We start from the raw sequence: 21,849 nt of genomic DNA, 5'->3' as shown, positions 1-21,849 counted from the left end.
CTTCCGCTCCGGCTCACACGTTTGGGGGCGACCCCTCGATCGGGCGTCCGAGCACGCCGGGCCGCCGCTGCCACGGCCGCGGGCCGCCGGGCGGGCGGTAGTCGACCCCGAGGGCGTCAAGGCGCGCATAGTGGACGGTCATTCGCCGCAGGAAGTCCGCGTGGTCGCGGGCGGCCGGCTCCGGCAGCGCCGACCAGGCGACCTCGGCGAAGGCCGCCAGCCGCGGGAACGCCTGGTAGTCCACCCGCGAGGGGCTGTCCAGGACCTCGGTCCAGAGGTTGGCCTGGGTGCCCAGGATGTGTGCGGCCTGCTCGTCCGTCAGTTCCGGCGGGACCGGCTCGAAGCGGTGGACGTCCTCCAGGGTCCGTACGTAGCCGATCGGTACGGGTTCGTCGGGGCCGCCGTCCTGGCGGTGGTCGAAGTACACCTGCTGTTCGGGGCACATGACGACGTCGTGGCCGGCCCGGGCGGCGGCGAGGCCGCCCGCGTAGCCGCGCCAGGAGGAGACCGCGGCGCCCTCGGCCAGGCCCCCTTCGAGGATCTCATCCCAGCCGATGAGCCGTCGGCCGCGCGCGGCGAGCCAGCGGTCGAAGTGCCGGATGAACCAGCTCTGGAGCCCGTCCTCGTCCGCCAGGCCCAGTTCCTTGATGCGCGCCTGGGCGGTGGGCGAGGCCCGCCACTGGTCCTTGGGGCACTCGTCGCCGCCGATGTGGACGAAGCGGGAGGGGAAGAGGGCCAGCACCTCTTCCAGGACGTGTTCGTAGAAGCGGAGGGTGTTGTCAGTGGGGGCGAGTACGTTCTGATTGACGCCCCAGGTGTCCCAGACTTCGAGGGAGTTGGTGTCGATGACATCGGTGTTGCCGAGCTCCGGGTATGCGGCGATGGCGGCCTGCGAGTGCCCGGGGACGTCGATCTCCGGGACGACGGTGATATGCCGCTCGGCGGCGTAGGCGACGATCTCGCGGAGGTCGTCCTGGGTGTAGTAGCCGCCGTGCGGGCGTTCGTCCCACAGGGGTGAGGCGCGGTGCCCGACCTTGGTCCGCCTGCGCCAGGCCCCGGTCTCCGTGAGCCTGGGGTAGCGCTTGATCTCCACGCGCCACCCCTGGTCGTCGGTGAGATGGAGGTGGAGCACGTTCAGCTTGTGCGCGGCGAGCAGGTCGATCCAGCGCAGCACGCCGTCCTTGGGCATGAAGTGCCGGGCCACGTCGAGCAGCATGCCGCGCCAGGAGAAGCGGGGCGCGTCCCGTACGGACACGGCGGGCAGCGGCCACTGCCGCCGGTCCGGGTCGACCGGTGCCCTGCGGAAGGCGTCCGGGCCGAGCAGTTGACGCAGGGTCTGGGCGCCCCAGAACAGCCCTGCCTCGTCACCGCCGTCGATGACGACACACGGCCCCGCTTCCGGACCGCCGATTTCGAGGGAGTAGCCCTCGGGGCCGAGCTGTCTTTCCGTGTCCGGGGACAGCCGGAGCAGGACGCGGTTCCCTCGGTCCTGGGGCGAGGCGTGGTCCCCGGTCCAGTTGGTGGCGCCGGGCGCGGGCGCGGGTGCCAGCGGGAGGCCGGTGGCCGCGCCGACGGCCGAGCGCAGCCAGCGCGCGACGCGTTCGGTGCCGGGGCCCGCGTCCAGTACGGTCCGCTCGTCCAGGACGCAGGGCTCACCGGTCGCGGGCCGGGTGCGGCGGGCCTGGCGCGGTGCGGGGACGAGGTCGGTGACCGCTTCCGCTTCCGCGCCGCCGCCCTGGTCCGCCTTGGTTTCCGTCCTGTCGGTCATGCGTGTGTCCTTGTCGTCGAAACCATCGGCGCCATCGGCGCCCATCGGTGCCGTCCATCGGTCATGGTGGTGTCAGTCCTTCACCGCTCCGCCCAGTCCCGAGACGAGCCGGCGCTGTGCGAGGACGAAGAAGACCAGCACGGGTACGGTCATCACCGTCGACGCCGCCATGATCCCGCCCCAGTCGTTCTCGTCCGGTTTGAAGAACACGAGCAGGGCCATCGGGAGGGTGGAGTTCTCCGTCGCGCTGATGATGAAGGACTTGGCGAACAGGAAGTCGTTCCAGGTGGAGATGAAGGAGAAGACGCTGGTCGCCACGAGCCCGGGGAAGACCAGCGGGAAGAGGATCTGCCACAGGAAGCGGGTGCGGGAGGCACCGTCCAGACAGGCCGCCTCCTCCAGCGCCTCGGGTACGGCCTTGACGAAGCCGCGCAGCATCCAGATCGCGAAGGGCAGGGAGAAGGCGAGGTGCGGCAGGATCAGCGAGCCGAGGGTGTTCAGGCCGATGCCGGGTACGGCGTCGCCGACGTCCCGCATCAGGAAGAACAGCGGGATCGTCAGCGCTTCCACGGGCACCATCTGCGCGACCAGGAACATCACGAGCAGCGTCGTACGGAACCGGAAACGGAAGCGGGTGACGGCCGTGGCCGCCAGGAAGGCGATCAGCGCGGAGGCGATGACTACGGCCCCCGCCACGAAGAGGCTGTTGAGGAAGTAGCGCCCGAAGTCGTGCTGCTGGAAGACCCGGCGGAAGGCGTCCAGGGAGGGGTGCAGGGTCCAGGGGCGGGGGTCGGTGGACTGGATCTCGCCCGCCGGTTTGAAGGCGGAGAGCACCATCCAGTAGAGGGGGAAGGCGACGGCGGCGGCGAGCAGCAGCGCGCCCGCCTCGGCGGCCGACCGTCCCGGCCGCCGGATGCGCGGCGTACGGACCGTACTCACCATTCCTCCCCCCGGCGGCGCAGCAGGCGCAGGTGGACGAGCGTGACGGCCAGCAGGATCAGCAGCATCACGATGCCGATCGCCGAGCCCAGGCTGTACTGGGAGGAGGCGAACGCCTTCTGGTACGCGTACACGTTCAGTACGAGGTTCTGCCCGGCGATGCCGCCGCCGTTGGTCATGACGTAGATCTGCGTGAAGACCTTGAAGTCCCAGATCACCGACTGGATGGTGACGACGGCCAGGATCGGGCGCAGCATCGGCGCCATGACCGACCGCCAGGTCCGCCACTGCGAGGCGCCGTCCAGGGCCGCGGCCTCCAGCACCTCGCCCGGGATGGCCCGGATGCCCGCGTAGACGGTCACCATCACGAACGGGAACGAGCACCACACGACTTCCAGCAGGACCAGCGCGAAGGCGCTGTAGCGCCCGTAGGTCCAGGAGAAGTCGCCCAGACCCAGCACCCGGTTGACCGGCCCGAAATCCGGGTCGAAGAGGAAGACCCAGACGGTGGAGCCGGTGATGGCGGGGGTGGCCCAGGCGCCGAGCGCGGCCAGCATCAGGGCCAGGCGCGGCACGGCCCGTACCCGTGTGAGCAGGACGGCGCACGCGCAGCCGACCAGCAGTGTGCCAAGGACGCAGGCGGCGGCGAACACCACGGTGGCCAGCAGCACCCGCCAGAACTCACCGTCGCCGAACAGCTCGGCGTAGTTGCCCAGGCCCTGGAAACTGGTGGGTTCGCCGCCGCTCACCTGGGCCTGGGTGTAGCGGAGGAAGGAGATCAGACCGAGCTGGTAGACGGGGTAGACCAGCAGTCCGCCGAGCACCACCAGTGCGGGGGCGAGGTAGAGCCAGGGCGTCCAGCCGCCACGGCTTCGCGCGGGACCGGGACGTATGGGACGGGTACGTACGGGACGGGTACGTACGAGGCGGGTACGCGCGGGGCCGTCGCGTCCCGGGCGGTCGTGTGCGGGGCGGTCGCGTACCGGGCGGTCGCGTAAGGCGCGCTCGGCGGTCACTTCGCGAATGCCTCGTTCATCTTCTTCGCGGCGTCGTCGGCAGCCGCGTCCACGCTCTTACGGCCGCTGACAATCTCCTGGAACATCGTGGGCAGCACGAGTGAGGAGTCGATGGCCGACCAGGCGGGCGAGGCCGGCACGGGCTTCGCGCCCGCTTCCAGGGTCTTGACGAAGGGCCGTACGAAGGGCTGTTTCCCGGCGGCCTCGCGCCGCACGTCGCCGTACGTCGGCAGGAATCCCATCGCGTCGAACAGCTTGCGCTGGGTCTCCTTGCCCGCCAGCGACTTCATCAGGTCCACCGCCAGCGTGCGGTGCGAACTGCTCTTGAGTACGCCGATATTGTTCCCGCCCGCGAACGCCGGGGCGATTGTGCCCGCCTTGACGCCGGGCAGCGGCACGACCGCGTACTTTCCCTTGACCTTCCCGTCCTCCATGGCCTGATGACTGAAGTCACCGCCGATGGCCATACCGGCCTTCCCGGACGCGAACGCGGTGACGGTGTCGTTGCCGCCCATGTCCGCGCATTTGCGCGCCGGGCAGTTGTCGTCCCCGAACAGGCTGGTGTACGCCTTGATGCCCTGCTCGGCCTCCGGCTCGTTGACGGCGGAGGTGTACGTGCCGGAGCCGCCGGCCTTCGCCGCGCTCCCGCCCCTGGCCAGTTCGCCGCCGTGTGCCCACAGGAAGGGCAGTGCCCCGTAGGTGTACGCGCCGCCGACCGCGATCCCGTACAGCTCGGGCCGCTCCTTGCGGATCTTCCGCGCGGTGGCGGCCAGTTCGTCCTGGGTGGCGGGGGGCTTCAAGCCCAGCTCCCTGAAGACGTCGGTGCGGTAGTACAGCGCCCGTACGCCGACGAACAGCGGCGCCCCGTAGACCTTCCCGTCCACGGTCACCGACTCCTTCGCCGCCGGATCGGTCTCCCTGGCGTCGGACCAGGACGCGAACTCGGCGCTCACGTCGGCCAGTCCGCCGTCCTTGACGTATCCGGCGGTGTCGGTGTTGCCGTACTCGATCACGTCGGGCGCGCTCTTCGGGTCGTTGAAGGCCGCCTTGATGCGCTGGGCGCGGGTGTCGACCGGTATGTAGTCGACGCTGACCCCGACGCCTTCGTGCCGCGCCTTGAAGGCCGCGAGGGCCTGCTGGACGACCTTCTCCTTCGGCGCGTTGTTCACCTCCTGGAACAGCCAGACGCGCAGGGTCCCGCTCTTCGCGTCCTCCTTGGCGGCGTTGTCGGAGGTGGCGGGGGCACAGGCGGCGGTGGCGACCAGGCCGGCCAGCACCAGCGCCGCCGCGCGGGCGGTCTTACGGGGGGTGGAAGCGGGTGTTCGGGCGGCCGTTCGGGCAGAGAGCTGCATTCGGGTGCCTCCGAATCAACGTTGCAGCATACGCAACGGGCGTTTCGCGCTGCACAATTGGCAGGAGGCTAAGCGCGCCCGCACCGCGGCCACAAGGGCCGCCGGGCGGACTCCACCATCCCGTGATCACGAGAAGCACGACGTGCAACGGGAGCCGGCGCGGTGGCGGGGCCGCGCCTGGACGCAGGCATATCGGGACGCAGGGACGCAGGCATGCCGGGATGCCGGAACGCAAGGGCGCCGGAACGCAGCAAGACGCCCGGCCCGCTCACCGTGTCGTACGGGAGCGGGCCGGGCGTCTCATGAAGACGGCGCGGCGCGGTTCGTGCCGGTACAGGTCGTACGGGTAGCCGTGAGCACCAGTGACCGTGCGTGCCAATGAGCCGGGCCGCCGGGACCCGGTCACCGGATCACGTCACTTCTTGCCGCCGTCCTTGCCGTCCTTGCCACCACCGGTGCCCATGGACTCGTAGATCTCCTTGCACATCGGGCAGACCGGGTACTTCTTCGGGTCGCGGCCCGGGACCCAGACCTTGCCGCAGAGCGCGACGACGGGAGTCCCGTCCAGGGCGCTCGCCATGATCTTGTCCTTCTGGACGTAGTGGGCGAAGCGCTCGTGGTCGCCGTCGCCGTTCGACACCTGCGGTGTCGGCTCTACGAGGGTTCCCGTACCTGCCCCGCGCTCGGGCTCAAGAGTGCTCATAACTGCCAAGGGTACCGAGGCAGGCGGCATGCCGGGAGCGTCGCCCCGCGGACAGCCGGACGTACAGGTGGAGGAGCAGTCCCAGGGCCGCCGCACCGGCTGCCGCCCACGGCAGCACGTACGGCGCGAGCCCCTGCGCGAGCGCCACTCCGCCCAGTGCCGAGCCTGCCGCACTGCCCAGGTAGAGGGCCGAGTTGTTCAGCGCCAGGGCCACCGTGCCGCGGTCGGCACGCAGTGCGAGCAGCCGGTGCTGCTGGGGGACCTGGAGGGCCCAGCCCGCCGCGCCCCAGACCAGCAGGGCCGCCGCCGCGGCGGGCGGTGCGACCGAGGCGAGCGGCGGCAGCAGGGCCTGAGAAGCGACGATGACCGCCATCACCGCGCCGACCAGCGTCGCCGCCTTTCCCGTACGGTCCACCAGCGGGCCGGCCAGGACGCTGCCCAGCACCCCGCCGACGCCCCACGCCCACAGGTACGGAGTGACCTCGCTCACGCCGCCCGCCGAGGCGAGGACCGGCGCCAGGTAGGTGTACAGACCGAGACTGGCGACCGCCGCGAGAAAGGAGACGCCCACGATCGGGGCCACCCGGCGGTCGGTGACGGCTGCCAGCCGGGCCCGTACGGACACCGGCGGATCGGCGGGCACCGGCGGCAGCAGGACGGACAGACCTACCAGCGCCACCGCGCCGAGCGCGGTGACCAGCCACATCGTGGAACGCCAGCCGGCGTGCCCGGCCAGCAGGACGCCCACGGGGACGCCGAGAACCGTGCCCGTACTCATGCCGCCCATCACCACGGCCAGCGCCCGGCCCCGCCGCTCGGCCGGGACCAGGGCGGAGGCGGCGGCGGTCGAGAGCGCCGAGTAGACGCCGGCGCCCACCCCGGCGACGGCCCGGGCGGCGAGCAGCGCGCCGAGTGCGGGGGCCAGTGCGGTCATGGCGTTGCCCAGCGTGAAAACGGCCAGCGCGGCCATGACGAGCACCCGTGGCCGCACCCCGCTGAGCAGGCCGGCGACCAGCGGTGCCGAGATCGCGTACGCCAGGGTGAAGACAGTGACCATCTGCCCCGCCAGGGAGACCGTCGTACCGATGTCGTCCGCGACGACGGGCAGCAGTCCCGCCATCACGTACGCGTCCAGGCCGAGGGTGAACGCCCCCAGGGCCAGTAGCCATACCTTCCGCACCGTGCTCAACTCCCGTGATCGTCCGAAGCGACGACGGAAACGTAGGCAGTCTCCGGAACGAGGGGAAATGCCCGCACGGACCCGCTTATGCTCGTGCGGCATGAATCCCGCACACGCTGGTACCGCTTCCGGTGTCCGTACCACGGGTGGGCACGATGGTGTGGAGCTGCGGCATCTGCGCGCATTCGTGGCCGTCGCCGAGGAGCGCAGCTTCACCCACGCCGCCGACCGGCTGGGCATCGGCCAGCCCGCGCTGACCCGTACCGTACGGGCCCTCGAAGACGCCCTCGCCGTACGCCTGCTGGACCGCACCACCCGCCGCGTCGAACTGACCGACGCCGGCCGCCAGCTCCACGACGACATCGCACCGCTCCTCTCCCGGCTGGCCGACGCCCTGCGCTCGCCCGGCGAACAGGCCATCCTGCGCCTGGGCTTCACCGCGCCGCTGCCCGCCTGCTGCCCCGCACTCACCTCGGCCTTCGAGGCGGCGACCGGCGCGGGCGTCCGGCTGGTGCGCCGGGACACCCCGCTGGCCGGGCTGGACACGGGCGAGTCGGATGTGGCGGTGCTGCGCGGCGACCCGCCTGAGGGGGCGCCGGTCCGTACCCGGCTGCTGTCCTACGAGTCACGGGTCGCCGTCGTCTCCCGTACGGAGCCCGGCACCGGCCCGGCCCGCGAGCGGACCGGCACGGTGGCCCGGCGGCGCGTGCTGGACTGGGCGGAACTCGCGGACCTCCCTCTCGTCGTCAACACCGTGACCGGCACCACCCGCCCCGAGCTGTGGCCCCGGGGACGGCGGCCCCGGCTCGCCTGCACCGCCGACAACTTCGACGAGTGGCTGGAGGCCGTGGCTGCCGGACACGGGATCGGCGTGGCGTCGGAGGCGGTGGCCCAACGCCACACCCACCCGGGCCTGCGTTTCGTGCGGCTGAAGAACGCGCCGCCCGTACCCGTCCGTCTGGCGCTCCCCGACCGCGACGCCCATCCCCTGGCCGAGCGCTTCTTCCGGCTCACCGGCCCGGCCGCCCCCGCACCGGAGAACAAGCGCACAGCGGGACCGGAGCAGAGATGACGAGGGGCGGGCCGGGCGCCGACGCGTCGGCGCCCGGTCTCAGGAAGCCGGTCCCGGCGTGCACCGCCCCACCCGGACAGCAGCCCGGTATGCGGAGCCCGGACGTCAGGCCGGTGTGCAAGAACCCGGGCGTCAGGCCGGTATCCGGGCGCCCGGAGCCGGGCCGGGTCCGGCGGCCGGGGCCGGGGACAGGGCGGCTTCCCGGCAGACACGCTCCCGGTCCCCCGGCGGACGCAGGGTGTTCACCGGCCCACCGGCGGCCGGCCCGCCGGCGGCCGTCCCACCGACGGCACGCGCTCGTACGCGGGCGGTGAAGCGGCCCGGCGCACCAGCCCCGGCCCCACGCCCCGAACATCTCCAGGCCGCCGTCCCCCAGGCCGCCGCCCTCAAGGCCGTACCCGGGGTCCTCCCAGCCAGGCCCCGGCTCCCCCGTGCGCAGATGTCACCGCCGCCCGGCGCGGCTGCCGTCGGAGCGGGCGGCACGGCACGCTCCCCCACCCGTTCCGCATGGTCCGGCTCCCCGGGCCCACTCGGCTCGCACATCACGGTTCCCCCGTTCACCCCGTCCGGACCGCCCCGCACCGCCCCGGACCCTCCGACCCGTACATCCGACCGACAAACCTGGGGCAGCGCCGACAGCGCCGACGGTGACACCGGTCGGCCGTGGCACGGCTCCACTGCCACCAGACCCTAGCGAGGGGGTCTGACAATGCCCCTGCCCTGCCCGTCGGCATGCCGCTGACCTGCCGCGACGCACCGGAGGCACAGGCATCGACACCGGCACCGGCCACCGGCCGTCCCGCCCGGCTCAGTTCAGCGACGGGTCGTCCGGGTAGGTGGCCACCATCGCCAGTTCGTTGCGCTGCCGGCGCAGCACCGACCGCCACAGGCGCTCCGGGTCAGGGGCGGAGACGTCACCGGGCTCGGACTCGACGACGTACCAGGCACCCTCGACCAGTTCGTCCTCCAACTGGCCGGGGCCCCAGCCCGCGTACCCGGCGAAGATCCGCAGGCTGCCGAGGACCGCGGCGAGCAGTTCAGGCGGGGCCTCCAGGTCCACCAGCCCGATCGCGCCGTGCACCCGGCGCCAGCCCAGCGGGCCGTCCCCCGGCACCTCTCCCCCGGGGCCCTCCGCGCCGCCGGGGACCACCGCGACCCCCAGGGCCGAGTCCAGCGACACCGGTCCGCCCTGGAAGACCACGCCCGGCTCCCCGGCCAGCGGCGCCCAGGGTTCGAGGATGTCGCCTACCCCCACCGGAGTGGGGCGGTTGAGGACCACGCCGAGGGACCCCTCCTCGTCGTGGTCGAGGAGCAGCACCACCGCGCGGTCGAAATTCGGGTCGGCGAGCGCCGGTGTGGCGACGAGCAGCCGGCCTGTGAGCGAGGACACCTCGGTCATGACCACATGATCCCGCACTTGGGACCGTCGGGGGGAGTCAACGGCCGGACCCGGTGAAGAGCAGGGAAGGGGCGTACGACGGCAGTACCGGCGCACGGCCATTCCGGCCCCGCCAGGCACGTTGCCCCCCTTCGTCCCTTTACGGGCCCGAGGGGCCATGGAGCCACGAGCGGCACTTCCGCTCCCGGAATCTCGACTTCCGGGCGGAACGCAGCTCATCGCAAACAGGGATGTCTTATACCAAAAGTGATTACGGAGCACAGTCGGACCGCAGCGGAGCGTGTTGTGACAAAGCCATTACACGCCCCGAGGCCGCCCGCCCCTACGGACACCCCCTCCGGCGCCCTTACCATTTCTGCTTGGCCCCTGCCCGTCTCCAGGAACGCGAGATCCATGACCGACGACGTATTGCTTGTCCACGGCGGCACCCCGCTCGAGGGCGAGATCCGGGTCCGCGGCGCGAAGAACCTCGTGCCCAAGGCCATGGTCGCCGCCCTGCTCGGCAGCGGCCCGAGCCGGCTGCGCAACGTGCCCGACATCCGTGACGTGCGCGTCGTACGCGGGCTGCTCCAGCTCCACGGGGTCACCGTGCGCCCGGGCGAGGAACCCGGTGAGCTGATCCTGGACCCGTCTCGCGTGGAGAGCGCCAACGTCGCCGACATCGACGCCCACGCGGGCTCCTCCCGTATCCCGATCCTCTTCTGCGGCCCGCTGCTGCACCGCCTGGGCCACGCCTTCATCCCGGGCCTGGGCGGCTGCGACATCGGCGGCCGTCCGGTGGACTTCCACTTCGACGTGCTGCGCAAGTTCGGCGCGACCATCGAGAAGCGGGCGGACGGGCAGTACCTGGAGGCGCCGCAGCGCCTGCGCGGCTGCAAGATCCGGCTGCCGTACCCCTCCGTCGGCTCGACCGAGCAGGTGCTGCTGACCGCCGTCCTGGCGGAGGGCGTCACCGAGCTGTCGAACGCGGCCGTGGAGCCGGAGATCGAGGACCTGATCTGCGTCCTGCAGAAGATGGGCGCGATCATCTCCATGGACACCGACCGGACGATCCGGATCACCGGTGTCGACACGCTCGGCGGCTACAACCACCGCGCCATCCCGGACCGCCTGGAGGCCGCCTCCTGGGCGTCCGCCGCGCTGGCGACCGAGGGCAACATCTACGTGCGCGGCGCCCAGCAGCGTTCGATGATGACCTTCCTGAACACCTACCGGAAGGTCGGCGGCGCCTTCGAGATCGACGACGAGGGCATCCGCTTCTGGCACCCGGGCAGCGCGCTCAGCGCGATCGCCCTGGAGACCGACGTCCACCCCGGCTTCCAGACCGACTGGCAGCAGCCTCTGGTCGTCGCGCTGACGCAGGCCACCGGCCTGTCGATCGTCCACGAGACGGTGTACGAGTCCCGGCTCGGCTTCACCTCGGCCCTCAACCAGATGGGCGCGCACATCCAGCTCTACCGGGAGTGCCTGGGCGGCAGCGCCTGCCGCTTCGGGCAGCGCAACTTCCTGCACTCCGCGGTCGTCAGCGGCCCCACCAAGCTCCAGGGCGCCGACCTGGTCATCCCCGACCTGCGCGGCGGCTTCTCGTACCTGATCGCCGCCCTGGCCGCACAGGGCACCTCGCGGGTCCACGGCATCGACCTGATCAACCGTGGCTACGAGAACTTCATGGAGAAGCTGACCTCCCTGGGCGCCCACGTGGAGCTGCCGAACGGCGCTGTCGGCGCCTGATCCGCCTCCGTACGCCAAGAGGGCGGCCATCCGAAGACCGGGTGGCCGCCCTTTTCGCGGTCCTGCGGGCTCTGAAGGCGCCGTACGCGGCCTGCGCGGCGCCCGGGGCCCGTGGGGCCGTACGGCTGCCGACGGGCCCCGTGAGGCCCTGGCGGCACGCAGGGCTCGTACCTGACTCTCCGCATACGCGAGAGGCAGCCGTCCGCGCCGGACGGCTGCCTCTCAGGTCATTTGTCTCCCGCACCCCCGTCGTCACAGGGGCGCCGGATCACTTGCCCTTGGCGGCTTCCTTGAGCTTGGAGCCCGCGGAGACCTTCACGCTGTAGCCGGCCGGGATCTGGATCGGGTCGCCGGTCTGCGGGTTGCGCGCGGTGCGAGCGGCACGGTGGGTGCGCTCGAAGGTCAGGAAGCCGGGGATGGTGACCTTCTCGTCGCCCTTGGCGACGACCTCACCGACGGTCTCGGCGAGCGCGGCCAGAACGGCGTCGGCGTCCTTGCGGGTCACCTCGGCGCGATCGGCCAGAGCGGCCACCAGCTCACTGCGGTTCATGTATGTACTCCCGTGTTCTTCTTGCCAATGAGGCGTGAGATCGAAGCCGATGCTGCCAGGGTCCTAGGACAGTCCCCGGACCCGGGTCTGCTGACAGACCCTCGCGCCCGAATACGCATCCTGCCCCCACCTGCGGCGGTAAAGCCAATCCGGCACCCTGGAGGGTCACACGAAAAGCGCCACTGCCTCATAGTGGTGACGTTCCGCACCGTGCCGCTCAGGACCGGCCCCACAGGGCTGCGGCCGTTTGCTGCCCGCCACCCTATGGGGGCCCTACAGGCGCCGTGTCACGCGACGCGCCGTGCGGGAGCCGCCGTGGCAACCGTCACAGGCCGCCTCCACGCCGCTGTCAGGCCGCCGTCAGGCCGCATCCCGGCGCCGTTGCCACGCCGCCGGGCCCGCCCGCCGCTCAGGCGGACGCCGTGTCGGCCGTCACGGCGGAGCCGGCGGCCTTCGCCGCGTCGCGCACCGCACCGGCCACCGCGCCCGCGACCTTGTCGTTGAAGACGCTGGGGATGATGTAGTTCGCGTTCAGCTCGTCGTCCAGGACGACGTCCGCCAGGGCGCGGGCCGCGGCCAGCATCATCTCGGTGTTCACCGTACGGGACTGGGCGTCCAGCAGGCCGCGGAAGACGCCCGGGAAGACCAGCACGTTGTTGATCTGGTTCGGGAAGTCGGAGCGGCCGGTGGCCACCACCGCGGCGGTCTGCCGGGCCACCGCCGGGTCGACCTCCGGGTCCGGATTGGCAAGTGCGAACACAATGGCGTCGTCCGCCATCTTCGCCACGTCGTCGCCGTCCAGGACGTCGGGGGCCGAGACGCCGATGAAGACGTCCGCGCCGACCACGGCCTCCTTGAGGGTGCCGGTGACGCCCTCGGGGTTGGTGTTGTCGGCGATCCAGCGCAGCGGCGAGTCGGGGTCGGCGTCCACCAGGTCCTTACGGCCCGCGTGCACCACGCCGTGGATGTCGGCGACGACCGCGTGCCGGACACCGGCGGCGATCAGCAGCTTGAGGATGGCGGTGCCCGCGGCGCCGGCGCCGGACATCACCACCCGTACGTCGCCGATCTTCTTGCCGACCACGCGCAGCGCGTTGGTCAGCGAGGCCAGGACCACGATGGCGGTGCCGTGCTGGTCGTCGTGGAAGACCGGGATGTCCAGGGCCTCGCGCAGCCGCGCCTCGATCTCGAAGCAGCGGGGCGCGGAGATGTCCTCCAGGTTGATGCCGGCGAAGCCCGGGGCGATGGCCTTGACGATCTCCACGATCGCGTCGGTGTCCTGGGTGTCCAGGCACAGCGGCCAGGCGTCGATGCCGGCGAAGCGCTTGAAGAGGGCGGCCTTGCCCTCCATGACGGGCAGGGCGGCCTTGGGGCCGATGTTGCCCAGGCCCAGCACGGCGGAGCCGTCCGTGACGACCGCGACGCTGTTGCGCTTGATGGTCAGCCGGCGGGCGTCCTCGGGGTTGTCCGCGATGGCCTGGCAGACGCGGGCGACGCCGGGCGTGTAGACCATCGACAGGTCGTCGCGGTTGCGGATGGGGTGCTTGGACGACATCTCGATCTTGCCGCCGAGGTGCATCAGGAACGTACGGTCGGAGACCTTGCCCAGCGACACGCCCTCGATGCCGCGCAGCTTCTCGACGATCTCGTCCGCGTGGGCGGTGGAGGTCGCGGCGATGGTGACGTCGATCCGGAGCTTTTCGTGGCCGGAGGCGGTCACGTCCAGGCCGGTGACGGAACCGCCGGAGGACTCCACAGCCGTGGTGAGCTGGCTGACGGCCGTGCCGCTCGCGGGGACTTCCAGTCGCACCGTCATCGAATACGAGACGCTAGGCGCCGTTGCCATGGCCGACTTCCTCTGCTTTCCCTTGTTTCCCTGTGCACGCCGCTCCGTGGCCGGCCGGGGCCGGGTCCGCGGAGCGTCGTCCGATCGTCCCACCTACCAGCCGGTACGTGGTAACCAGCCGCCCGCCCTGCCCTGGTTTACGGAAAGGTACTTCCACCATACGAGAGATGATCGTTGCGGCGGAAGGCTCGCGGCGCGGCGGGATTTGGTGTCGCAACGGTTCGCAGCAGCCCGCGGCAACGGCCGTCTACAGACCCCGGAGCGATGCGCGGCAGGGAGGGGGCGACGCGGCGGGAAGCAGCCCCGGGAACGGCGAAGGGCGCCTGTCATGCGTTGATGACAGGCGCCCTCGCGTACGTAAGGCGGCACCGACCCGCCATGCTCGCCTCGCGGCAAGTGGTCGCTCGTAGCGACTATGGTTGGGCCCGGGGGCTTGGATCGAGCCGGTGCCACCACCAAGGCTAACAAACCATCTCCCCAAGCGAATCCCGTCCCGCGACCTCAGTCGCGAAGCAGGTCCGGAACCCCCCGCGCATCCGGTTCGTCCCGCCGGCCGGAGAGCACGGTGAGCTGCTGGGTGGCCCGGGTCAGCGCCACGTACAGCACCCGCAGACCGGCCGGGGACTCGTCGGCGATCTCGGCGGGCGAGACCACGAGCGTGGCGTCGTACTCCAGGCCCTTGGCCTCCAGCGAGCCCAGCGCCACGACCCGGTCGCCCAGACCGGCCAGCCAGCGGCGGGCCTCCGCCCGGCGGTTCATCGCCACGACCACGCCGACCGTGCCGTCCACCTCCGCCAGCAGCCGCCGGGCCTCTTCCCGTACGGATTGCGCCAGGTCCTCGCCGGCGACCGCGAAGCGCGGCGTCAGACCGGTGGAGCGGACCGCCGTCGGCGCGCTCATCCCCGGCATGGCCAGGGCCAGCACCTTGGCGGCCAGCTCCGCGATCTCCGCCGGGTTGCGGTAGTTGACGGTGAGGGTGAAGCGGCGGCGGGGGCGGGTGCCCAGCGCCTCGTCGCGGGCCTCGGCCGCCTCGTCGGGGTCGGACCAGGAGGACTGCGCCGGGTCCCCGACGACCGTCCAGGTGGCGTGCCGGCCGCGGCGGCCGACCATCCGCCACTGCATGGGCGTCAGGTCCTGTGCCTCGTCGACGATGACGTGGGCGTAGTCCGTACGCTCCTCCTCCAGCCGCTCGCGCCGCCCGCGGCCACCGGAATGACGGTCCGCGAACGTCGTCAGCTCCTCCAGGCCGGTGAGCTGGTCCAGCGGGTCGGCCTCGCGCGGCCGGGCGGGCCGGGGCGGGGCGCCCAGGATCAACTGGAGCTCGTCCAGCAGGGCCACGTCGTGGACCGACAGCGGCCCCTGCCCCCGGTCGTCCAGGCGGCGCAGCGAGCGGGCGAGCTGACGCACCTCGCGCGGGTTCAGCACCCGGCGGGCCCAGCGGCCGAGCCGGCGCTCGTCGGCCAGGGCCGCCAGCACCCGGCGCGGGGTCAGCTCGGGCCACCACGCGGCGAGGAAGTCCGCGAAGTCCGGCTCGGTGGTGATGTCCTCGTCGAACGCCTGGCGCGCCTCGGCAGCCAGCTCCGGGTCGGTGTAGCGCCTGGCGGCGCCGGACTTGGACCACAGGGCGTCCAGGATCAGCCGGCGGGCGCGCGGGCGCAGCAGGTTGACCGGCGCGGTGCCGCCCAGGGCGGTGTGCCGGATGCGGCGCAGTTCCTCGGCGTCCAGTTCGATACGGGAGCCGAAGGCGACGACGCGCAGCCGGTCGGGCGGGCCGGCGGGCGCGGCCGGTCCGTCCGCGGCCTCCTCCACGTCACCGAAGGCGAGCTGTCCGCCGGCCGTCCCGGAGCCGGTCCCGTGGACGGTGGCGCCCGACAGCTCCAGGGCCCCGCGGGCGGCCTTGCGCAGCACCTTCTGCATCCGGCTCGACCCCTTGATCCGGGCCACCGAAGGCGTGTCGTACGCGGTCGCCTCGGCGCCGTCCACCAGGGAGCCCAGGGCCCGGATGGCGACCTGCCCCTCCTCGCCCAGGGACGGCAGCACGCCCTCGGTGTACGCCACCAGGAGCGGCGTGGGGGAGACGATGAGGATGCCGCCCGCGTAGCGGCGGCGGTCCTGGTAGAGCAGGTAGGCGGCGCGGTGCAGGGCGACCGCGGTCTTGCCGGTGCCCGGCCCGCCCTCGACCTCCGTCACGGACGCGGCGGGCGCCCGGATGACCAGGTCCTGCTCGGCCTGGATGGAGGAGACGATGTCCCGCATGGAGTGGCTGCGGGCCCGGCCCAGCGCGGCCATCAGCGCGCCGTCGCCGACCGCGGGCAGCTCCTCGCCGTCCAGGTAGGCGGTGATCTCCGGGCGCATCAGGTCGTCCTCGACGCCGAGGACCCGGCGGCCCTTGGAGCGGATGACCCGGCGGCGTACGACCCGGCCCGGCGCGACCGGCGTCGCGCGGTAGAAGGGCGCGGCGGCCGGCGCCCGCCAGTCGATGACCAGCGGGCTGTAGTCCGCGTCCAGGACGCCCAGACGGCCGATGTGCAGCGTCTCGGCGATCTCGGCGCGGCCGTCGGCGATGGCGCCGTCGGCGGGCTCGACGGAGGTGTACGCGCCGTCGGGCCCTTTCTTGCCGTCCTTGCCGAGGAGCAGGTCGATACGGCCGAAGAGGAAGTCCTCGTACTCGGAATTGAGCCGGTGGAGATGGACGCCGGCCTGGAAGACCTGGGCGTCCCGCTCGGCGAGCGCGCCGGGCGTGCCGACCTGGCCGCGCTTGGCGGCGTCGTCCATCAGGAACTCGGCCTCGTGGATCTTCTCCTCAAGACGCTGGTAGACGCGGTCGAGGTGCGTCTGCTCGGTTTCGATCTCGCGGTCGCGAACGGAATCCGGCGCGTGCGTGGCGTTCTGCGCGGCCACCCAGGCCCCCTTCTGCTGTGCGTAGGGCAGCCGTCAACCGTACGCGATGGGGGCACCGGGCGCATCCGGCTTCTCGGACGGAAACGGGCAACGCGGCCCGGAGATTTTTCCGGGGCGGGATCCCGACTGCGGGGGGTTGCGTCCGGTGCCCCGGGGCGAGCGGCCGGGCGAAGCCCGGCGGCGGCCGGCCGGTTCCGGTCGTCGGCCGGTCGGTCCCGGTCGGCGGCCGGTCGGCCCCGGTCGTCGGCCGGTCAGACCTTGACCTCGGCCAGCCGCCTGCCGTCCAGGGTGCGGACCTCGAAGTGATCGATGTCCCGGCGGTTCATGGCCGCCCCGCCGTGGGTGTAGAGGGGCTCCCTGTTCCACTTCGCGGCGCCGTCCTTCAGGCCGTAGCCGCCCTTGGGTACGGCCCAGGTCGTCACGGTCTGTTCCGCGCCGTTCTTCCCGACGGCCACCAAATCACAGGTGAGCGGGCCCTTGACGTTGCCGAGCTTGAGGGCGACGTGCGTGCCCCAGGGGCGTGGCTCCATCGCGACGCTGGCGGCGACCTTGGTCACGGGGTCGACCGTGCCCGCCTTCTCGCCGTACTCGTACACCGTCCGCGCGTAGCCCGCCAGGGATTCCGGGGTCTCCTCGCCTCCGGAGCCGGAGGTCAGGGCGGCCGTCGCGAGGGGGCCGCCGACGATCAGCGCGGCAGCCGCGGCCACCAGGTAGAGCCGGCGCCGGTGCCGGGTGCGGCGGGCGGCGGCGACCTCGTCGAGCAGCCCGTCCAGGAGCCCGGGGCCCGGGGCCGGGGTGAGCGCTTCCAGATCCGGTACGGGGCGGGCGGCCCGGCGCCCCGCACCGTCCTCCCGTACGCCGTCGCCCCGGACACCGTTCTCCCAAGCACCGTTCTCCCGCGCACCGTTCCCCGGAACACCGTCCCCTCGTACGCCGTCCCCTCGTACGCTGTCTCCCCACACGCCGTCCTCCCCCACGTCCTCGCGTCGCGGAGCGGCGAGTTCGGCGAGGAGCGGGGGCAGGTCCATCAGCGCGTCGAGTTCGGCGGCGCACCGTTCGCACTCGGCGAGGTGCTCCTCGAACCGTGCCGCGTCCGCGGCGTCCAGGACGCCCAGCGCGTAGGCGCCGACGTCGGTGTGGTGAATCGGCTGCGTTGGCGGGGTCACGCCGTCACTCCTCGTTCTTCTAGCGAGAGCTTCAGGGAGCGCAGGGCGTAGAAGACCCGGGACCTGACCGTCCCGGCCGGTACGCGCAGCACTTCCGCCGCCTCGCTGACCGTACGTCCCTTGAAGTACGTCTCGATCAGGGCCTCCCGATGAGCCCGGCTGAGGTCGCCCAGCGCCTCGGAGATCGTCATCAGGCGCAGGGCCCGGTCGATCTCGTCGGCGGCCGGCATCGACTCCAAGGGAGCGGCATCCACCTCTTGCGGCCTGGCCTGGCGGCTGCGGTGGGCATCGATCACGATGCGCCGGGCGACGGTCACCAGCCAGGGGCGTATGGAACCGGTCGCGCGCTGGAGCTGTTCGGCGTTGCGCCAGGCGCGGAGCAGGGTTTCCTGCACCACGTCCTCCGCGCGGTGACGGTCGCCCGCCACCAGGCGCAGGACGAAGGCGAGGAGCGGGCCCGCGTGCTCTTCGTACAGAGCCCGCATGAGTTCCTCGTCGGGTCTCGCCCTGTCGGCCACGACGGCATCCTTGCGCACGCCAACTCCCCGGTCGATAGCCCGAGTCGGACCTTTGCGATCCCCATTCGTACGGGGCGGGGCCGGCCGGCCCCTCGGTCCTCAGTACGCGCCGATCCGGGCCTCGACTCAGAGGCGGCACGAAGAATTCCGCAACGGCCGCCCGCGCGTGGCAGGCGCCCTTCACGGATTTCCCCTATACGGACTCCGCCCCCGCCGCGTTCAGCCCGCAGGGTGTGACGCAGCACTCATTCGCAACTCGTCCGTACGGTGAACCGGGCCGCGAGCCCGCTGCGTACAGCCTCCCGTAGGGCCGCTGCGGGACACCGGCTCATCGGGGGATCGGGGGATCGATGAAGGGCCGCCGTGCAGCAGCGCGCACCCGTGGCCGAGGCGCACGCCGAGGCCCGCACGAAGAAGAGGCGGTGGTACGGCCCGTGGCAGCCGTACCACCGCCCACGGACCAGGCGGCGCCGCGAACGGGGGTCACGGCGCCGCCCCACGCTCCACCCCTTCACGCCGGGCGGCGGCCTGCTGCCTCTCGAACGCGGCGCCGCGCGCCCCGGTGACCGGGGACGCGCGGCGCCCACCTGGTTCTGTTCACGAGATCCGGCAAGGCCGCCGCACCACCGTGGCGGCGGCCCCGTCCCGGCTCGGCGCAGCCGAGTTGCGGCGTACGCCTCGATGGCGGCCCGCTGGTATGCGGCCAGGCCCGGCGCGATCGACTCGTACGCCGTGCGCCAGTGCTCGTTCTCCACGCAGCACCGCCCGATCGCGCGGTACTCCTCGGCGGTGGCTGCCCGGCTCCGGGCCAGCGTCCGGTACTGGGCGTCGGTCTCGGCCTGCACCGCGTCGGCGTCAGCGGGCAGACCGGTGGCCAGCAGCTCCGCCAGCCGGACCATCTGCGCCGTGCGCTCGCGCCCGTCGGCCTCGATCTCGGCCCTGCTCAATGCCGCGGTATGCCGCTCGACGGCCCCGACCACCTTCGGGAAACCGTGCACGACCTTTATGCACTGGGCAGACCGGATGCCCTCGAACAGGTTCTCCGGCCGGCTGATGCTGATCATGTCAGTGCCGTCCTTCCTGGACTCCTCCAGCTCGGTGATCGTGCGGGCGACGGTGCCGACCAGGGCGTCCAGCCGGTCACGCTCGGCGAGCAGCCGACGGTGATGACCCCGCAGGGCCTCCAGCTCGTCGACCTGCGCGGTCAGGATCCGGCCGATCTCGGGCAGCCCCAGGCCCAGCGCCCGCAGCACGAGAACCTGCTGCAGCCGCAGCAGTTGGCGCTCCTCGTAGTAACGGTGGCCGCTGGCCCCGACCCAGGCCGGCGGCAACAGGCCGATGTCGTCGTAGTGCCGCAGTGTCCGGGCCGTCACACCCGACATCCGGGCGACCGCGCGGACGGTGATCACAAGCGGCCTGCTTGCCCCCACCTGACCACCTGAGCACCTGACCACCTGCCCGGCGGGCTCGCCGTTCGCCTTGAGTCGGAGCACGGTGGAAGCAGGTCGAAGCAGGTCATCAGTCCAGCAGGCGGTGCGTACGCCGGCACGGCGCGGACGAGGACGGCGTCCCGCGGACGAAGTGCGCGCCGAGGTGGTGGCCTTCACGCGGCACGCTCGCCCTCGACGGTTACGTCCACGCTCGCGCCCAAGGCCATGTGCCGCGCCCAGGTGCGGGGCCGGTTGCGCGTCGGCATCGACCCCGAAGTGCTGGTCGACCAGCTCTGGGGCGCGCCCTTCCACGCACTTCTACTACCTTTTACCGGGAGTCTCCAGAGGGTTGTCCCGCAGCCAGGTCAGGACCTGTGCGGCGTGCTCGTTGGGCGGGAAGACCGGGTAGAAGACGTGCTCGATCACGCCGTCGCGGACGATCAGGGTCAGCCGCTTGTAGAGCGTCAGCCCGCCGGTCACGAACGTGGGCAGGCCCAGCGCCTGTGCCAGGCTCCGCTCGGGGTCGGAAAGCATCTGGAACGGCAGGTGGAGACGCTGGACGACCTCGCGCTGGTAGTCGGTGTCCTGGCTGGACAGGCCGAACACGCCGTGCGCGCCGGCGGCCAGCAGGTCTCGGTGGTGGTCGCGGAAGCCGCAGGCCTCGGGAGTGCAGCCACGCGCCCCGGGGATCGAGTCCCAGCCGTCGGGCAGGTCGGCGCCGGGGCGGCCGGTCAGCGGGTAGACGTAGATCACCGTACGTCCCGTGCCGAGCGCGTCGAGGCGGACGGCGGTGTCCGCGGTGCCCCGGAGTTCCAGGGGCGGCACCTTCATGCCGGGCAGATGCGCGGCTGCGCCGTCGTCCTCGGGGACGGGCAGGCCGGCGGGCAGGGTGGTGTATGAGGCGGGCAGGCTTGCGTGTGTGGTCATCAGGTCCTCTTCTTCGTCGTCCGGTGAGACCCGGCTGTTGCGGTGGGCGGCCTCCCGCAGGTGCGCGAGCAGCACCGTCCGGCGGGCGGTGAGCCCCTCGATCCGCTGCGTGAGCTCGTCGATGGCGTCCCGGTATCCGGCCAGCGAGGCGGGGCAGTCGTCGGCGTGCCGGTGGCCGGCCGCCAGGCAGTCCAGGAACGGCCTGGTGCGCTCGACGGGAATCCCGAGACCGCTGAGTGCCCTTATCTCCCGCACGACGCGTACGTCGTACTCGCCGTAGTCCCGGTACCCGTTGGCCAGCCGCTCCGGTGCCAGCAGCCCCAACGCTTCGTAGTAGCGCACCGCTTTGGGCGTCACACCCGCACGGCGCGCCAGCTCACCGATCCGCATTGCCGCTCACCTCGAAGAACGCTAGACCTTGCCCTTGAGGGTAAGGTCAAGCCGCTTCGGGCCGGCCGGCCGCGGTCCGGCGCCGGTTCCCGCTCCGGCGCCGGTTCCCGCTCCGGCGCGCCTCTGCCCCTCGGCTCCTCTGCCCCTCGGCTCCGGCCGCGCGGGCCTCACCGTACGGCGGCGGGGGCGCCCGTGGGCGTGGCGGCGGGGGACGGTGCCGGGACGGTGCCCTGGACGGACGTGGTGGCGGTATCCGTGCCGCGGCGGGTGGCGCGGCGGCGGTGACGGGCCACCCGTTCCCGGTTCCCGCACACCTCGCTGGAGCACCAGCGCCGCCGCCGTCCGCGTGAGGTGTCCAGGTAGACCAGCGAGCAGCTTTCGCCCTCGCACTGGCGCAGTTGGCCGCGCGCCACCGCGTCCGTCAGCAGTCCGATGGCGTCCCGCGCCACCGCGGCCAGCAGCCCGGCGCAGTCGGCGGGGCCGGCCAGCGTACGGACCAGGTCGCCGCCCTCGGCGCGTACGGCGCGGACGGGCGGCACCGCGGGCGCGGCGGTGTCGTTGAGCAGCGTCAGGTCGGCATCGGCCGCCCGGTCGGTGAGTTCGTCGTGCAGCACCCGGCGCAGCAGCTCGCGCAGGGCCCGGAAACGGGCGACCCAGGCGGTGTCGACGCCGGCGATCGGAGCGCCGCCGGGGACCACCCCCGCGCCGACGAGCCAGGCCGTCAACTGCTCGGGGCCGACGAGCCGTTCGGCGTGCGGGCCCCCGGTGGTGGCCACCAGGTCCAGGCAGATCCGCCCGCAGTCGAACCGCAGGTCGTAAGGCGCCGCCATGTGCCTGCCACTCCTTACGGAGACAACATGTGTTCTCCCAGAGTGCCCGCCCCGGCCCCGGTCCGGAACCCTCGGTACCGGCGGGCGTGGAGCTGTCCGGGGGCCGGGGCGGCGAGGCCGGGGCGGCGAGG

16 protein-coding genes and 1 pseudogene are annotated in these 21,849 nt (G+C 72.4%); 2 read left to right on the top strand and 15 right to left on the bottom strand.

Annotated elements, in window-relative coordinates; genetic code table 11:
• Nucleotides 1–13: 13 nt before the first annotated feature.
• From KGS77_RS22475 to KGS77_RS22450, 6 genes are all read right to left on the bottom strand, one after another.
• Nucleotides 14–1,768, bottom strand: coding sequence for a beta-N-acetylhexosaminidase (locus tag KGS77_RS22475; protein ID WP_242584741.1), 1,755 nt, complete (start codon nt 1,766–1,768; stop codon nt 14–16).
• 72 nt (nt 1,769–1,840) lie between these two features.
• A complete protein-coding gene (locus KGS77_RS22470) occupies nt 1,841–2,710 on the bottom strand; it encodes a carbohydrate ABC transporter permease (protein WP_242584739.1) in 870 nt (289 codons plus the stop codon).
• Entirely contained in the window at nt 2,704–3,600 is an 897-nt protein-coding gene (locus KGS77_RS22465) for a sugar ABC transporter permease (protein ID WP_242587624.1), read from the bottom strand. Before KGS77_RS22465 ends, KGS77_RS22470 begins: the two co-directional genes overlap by 7 nt.
• 119 nt (nt 3,601–3,719) lie before the next feature.
• Complete coding sequence (locus KGS77_RS22460; protein ID WP_242584737.1) at nt 3,720–5,075, bottom strand: extracellular solute-binding protein; 1,356 nt, start codon at nt 5,073–5,075, stop codon at nt 3,720–3,722.
• 415 nt (nt 5,076–5,490) lie between these two features.
• Complete coding sequence (locus tag KGS77_RS22455) at nt 5,491–5,778, bottom strand: DUF3039 domain-containing protein (protein WP_242584735.1); 288 nt, start codon at nt 5,776–5,778, stop codon at nt 5,491–5,493.
• Nucleotides 5,765–6,958: an MFS transporter gene (locus KGS77_RS22450; RefSeq protein WP_242587623.1), complete on the bottom strand. Its 1,194-nt coding sequence runs from the start codon at nt 6,956–6,958 to the stop codon at nt 5,765–5,767. The genes KGS77_RS22455 and KGS77_RS22450 overlap by 14 nt, the downstream gene beginning before the upstream one ends.
• 100 nt (nt 6,959–7,058) lie before the next feature.
• Here KGS77_RS22450 and KGS77_RS22445 point away from each other — a divergent pair, with 100 nt between their 5' ends.
• Nucleotides 7,059–8,030: a LysR family transcriptional regulator gene (locus KGS77_RS22445; protein ID WP_242584733.1), complete on the top strand. Its 972-nt coding sequence runs from the start codon at nt 7,059–7,061 to the stop codon at nt 8,028–8,030.
• Nucleotides 8,031–8,838: 808 nt separating this feature from the next.
• Here the strand turns inward: KGS77_RS22445 and KGS77_RS22440 are convergent.
• On the bottom strand, nt 8,839–9,429 hold the full coding sequence (locus tag KGS77_RS22440) for a YqgE/AlgH family protein (RefSeq protein ID WP_242584731.1): 591 nt from the start codon (nt 9,427–9,429) through the stop codon (nt 8,839–8,841).
• Nucleotides 9,430–9,822: 393 nt separating this feature from the next.
• Between KGS77_RS22440 and murA the strand changes: the two genes are divergently transcribed.
• Nucleotides 9,823–11,160 carry a UDP-N-acetylglucosamine 1-carboxyvinyltransferase gene (murA, locus tag KGS77_RS22435; RefSeq protein ID WP_242584729.1) on the top strand — a complete coding sequence of 446 codons (1,338 nt, stop codon included), beginning with the start codon at nt 9,823–9,825 and terminating at the stop codon, nt 11,158–11,160.
• A 268-nt stretch (nt 11,161–11,428) separates the two neighbouring features.
• Here the strand turns inward: murA and KGS77_RS22430 are convergent, their stop codons facing one another.
• The 8 genes and pseudogenes from KGS77_RS22430 to KGS77_RS22395 form a co-directional block, all read right to left on the bottom strand.
• On the bottom strand, nt 11,429–11,710 hold the full coding sequence (locus tag KGS77_RS22430; RefSeq protein ID WP_004571953.1) for an HU family DNA-binding protein: 282 nt from the start codon (nt 11,708–11,710) through the stop codon (nt 11,429–11,431).
• A 409-nt stretch (nt 11,711–12,119) separates the two neighbouring features.
• Complete coding sequence (locus tag KGS77_RS22425; protein WP_242584727.1) at nt 12,120–13,556, bottom strand: NAD-dependent malic enzyme; 1,437 nt, start codon at nt 13,554–13,556, stop codon at nt 12,120–12,122.
• Nucleotides 13,557–14,057: 501 nt separating this feature from the next.
• Nucleotides 14,058–16,457 carry a UvrD-helicase domain-containing protein gene (locus KGS77_RS22420; protein WP_242584725.1) on the bottom strand — a complete coding sequence of 800 codons (2,400 nt, stop codon included), beginning with the start codon at nt 16,455–16,457 and terminating at the stop codon, nt 14,058–14,060.
• Nucleotides 16,458–16,708: 251 nt separating this feature from the next.
• Nucleotides 16,709–17,623, bottom strand: a complete 915-nt coding sequence (locus KGS77_RS22415) for a zf-HC2 domain-containing protein (protein WP_242584723.1) — start codon at nt 17,621–17,623, stop codon at nt 16,709–16,711.
• Nucleotides 17,620–18,159, bottom strand: coding sequence for a sigma-70 family RNA polymerase sigma factor (locus KGS77_RS22410; RefSeq protein ID WP_277994257.1), 540 nt, complete (start codon nt 18,157–18,159; stop codon nt 17,620–17,622). The genes KGS77_RS22415 and KGS77_RS22410 overlap by 4 nt, the downstream gene beginning before the upstream one ends.
• 638 nt (nt 18,160–18,797) lie before the next feature.
• Nucleotides 18,798–19,550: pseudogene (locus tag KGS77_RS22405) on the bottom strand (MerR family transcriptional regulator); the annotation flags it as partial.
• Between the two features lie 342 nt (nt 19,551–19,892).
• Nucleotides 19,893–20,888, bottom strand: coding sequence for a MerR family transcriptional regulator (locus KGS77_RS22400; protein ID WP_242584721.1), 996 nt, complete (start codon nt 20,886–20,888; stop codon nt 19,893–19,895).
• 167 nt (nt 20,889–21,055) lie between these two features.
• Nucleotides 21,056–21,718, bottom strand: a complete 663-nt coding sequence (locus KGS77_RS22395; RefSeq protein ID WP_242584719.1) for an ABATE domain-containing protein — start codon at nt 21,716–21,718, stop codon at nt 21,056–21,058.
• Nucleotides 21,719–21,849: the final 131 nt, after the last annotated feature.

This window comes from Streptomyces sp. MST-110588 (assembly GCF_022695595.1).
Classification (GTDB): domain Bacteria; phylum Actinomycetota; class Actinomycetes; order Streptomycetales; family Streptomycetaceae; genus Streptomyces.
The sequence above is the reverse complement of the archived record's forward strand: the minus strand, read 5'-3'. Positions and strand labels throughout refer to the sequence as shown.

What these genes read in the sequence shown, in the direction of transcription:
- KGS77_RS22475 (WP_242584741.1), bottom strand. Translation starts at nt 1,768, where the DNA reads ATGACCGACAGGACGGAAACCAAGGCGGACCAGGGCGGCGGCGCGGAA.
- KGS77_RS22470 (WP_242584739.1), bottom strand. Translation starts at nt 2,710, where the DNA reads ATGGTGAGTACGGTCCGTACGCCGCGCATCCGGCGGCCGGGACGGTCG.
- KGS77_RS22460 (WP_242584737.1), bottom strand. Translation starts at nt 5,075, where the DNA reads ATGCAGCTCTCTGCCCGAACGGCCGCCCGAACACCCGCTTCCACCCCC.
- KGS77_RS22455 (WP_242584735.1), bottom strand. Translation starts at nt 5,778, where the DNA reads ATGAGCACTCTTGAGCCCGAGCGCGGGGCAGGTACGGGAACCCTCGTA.
- KGS77_RS22445 (WP_242584733.1), top strand. Translation starts at nt 7,059, where the DNA reads ATGAATCCCGCACACGCTGGTACCGCTTCCGGTGTCCGTACCACGGGT.
- KGS77_RS22440 (WP_242584731.1), bottom strand. Translation starts at nt 9,429, where the DNA reads ATGACCGAGGTGTCCTCGCTCACAGGCCGGCTGCTCGTCGCCACACCG.
- murA (WP_242584729.1), top strand. Translation starts at nt 9,823, where the DNA reads ATGACCGACGACGTATTGCTTGTCCACGGCGGCACCCCGCTCGAGGGC.
- KGS77_RS22430 (WP_004571953.1), bottom strand. Translation starts at nt 11,710, where the DNA reads ATGAACCGCAGTGAGCTGGTGGCCGCTCTGGCCGATCGCGCCGAGGTG.
- KGS77_RS22425 (WP_242584727.1), bottom strand. Translation starts at nt 13,556, where the DNA reads ATGGCAACGGCGCCTAGCGTCTCGTATTCGATGACGGTGCGACTGGAA.
- KGS77_RS22400 (WP_242584721.1), bottom strand. Translation starts at nt 20,888, where the DNA reads ATGCGGATCGGTGAGCTGGCGCGCCGTGCGGGTGTGACGCCCAAAGCG.
- KGS77_RS22395 (WP_242584719.1), bottom strand. Translation starts at nt 21,718, where the DNA reads ATGGCGGCGCCTTACGACCTGCGGTTCGACTGCGGGCGGATCTGCCTG.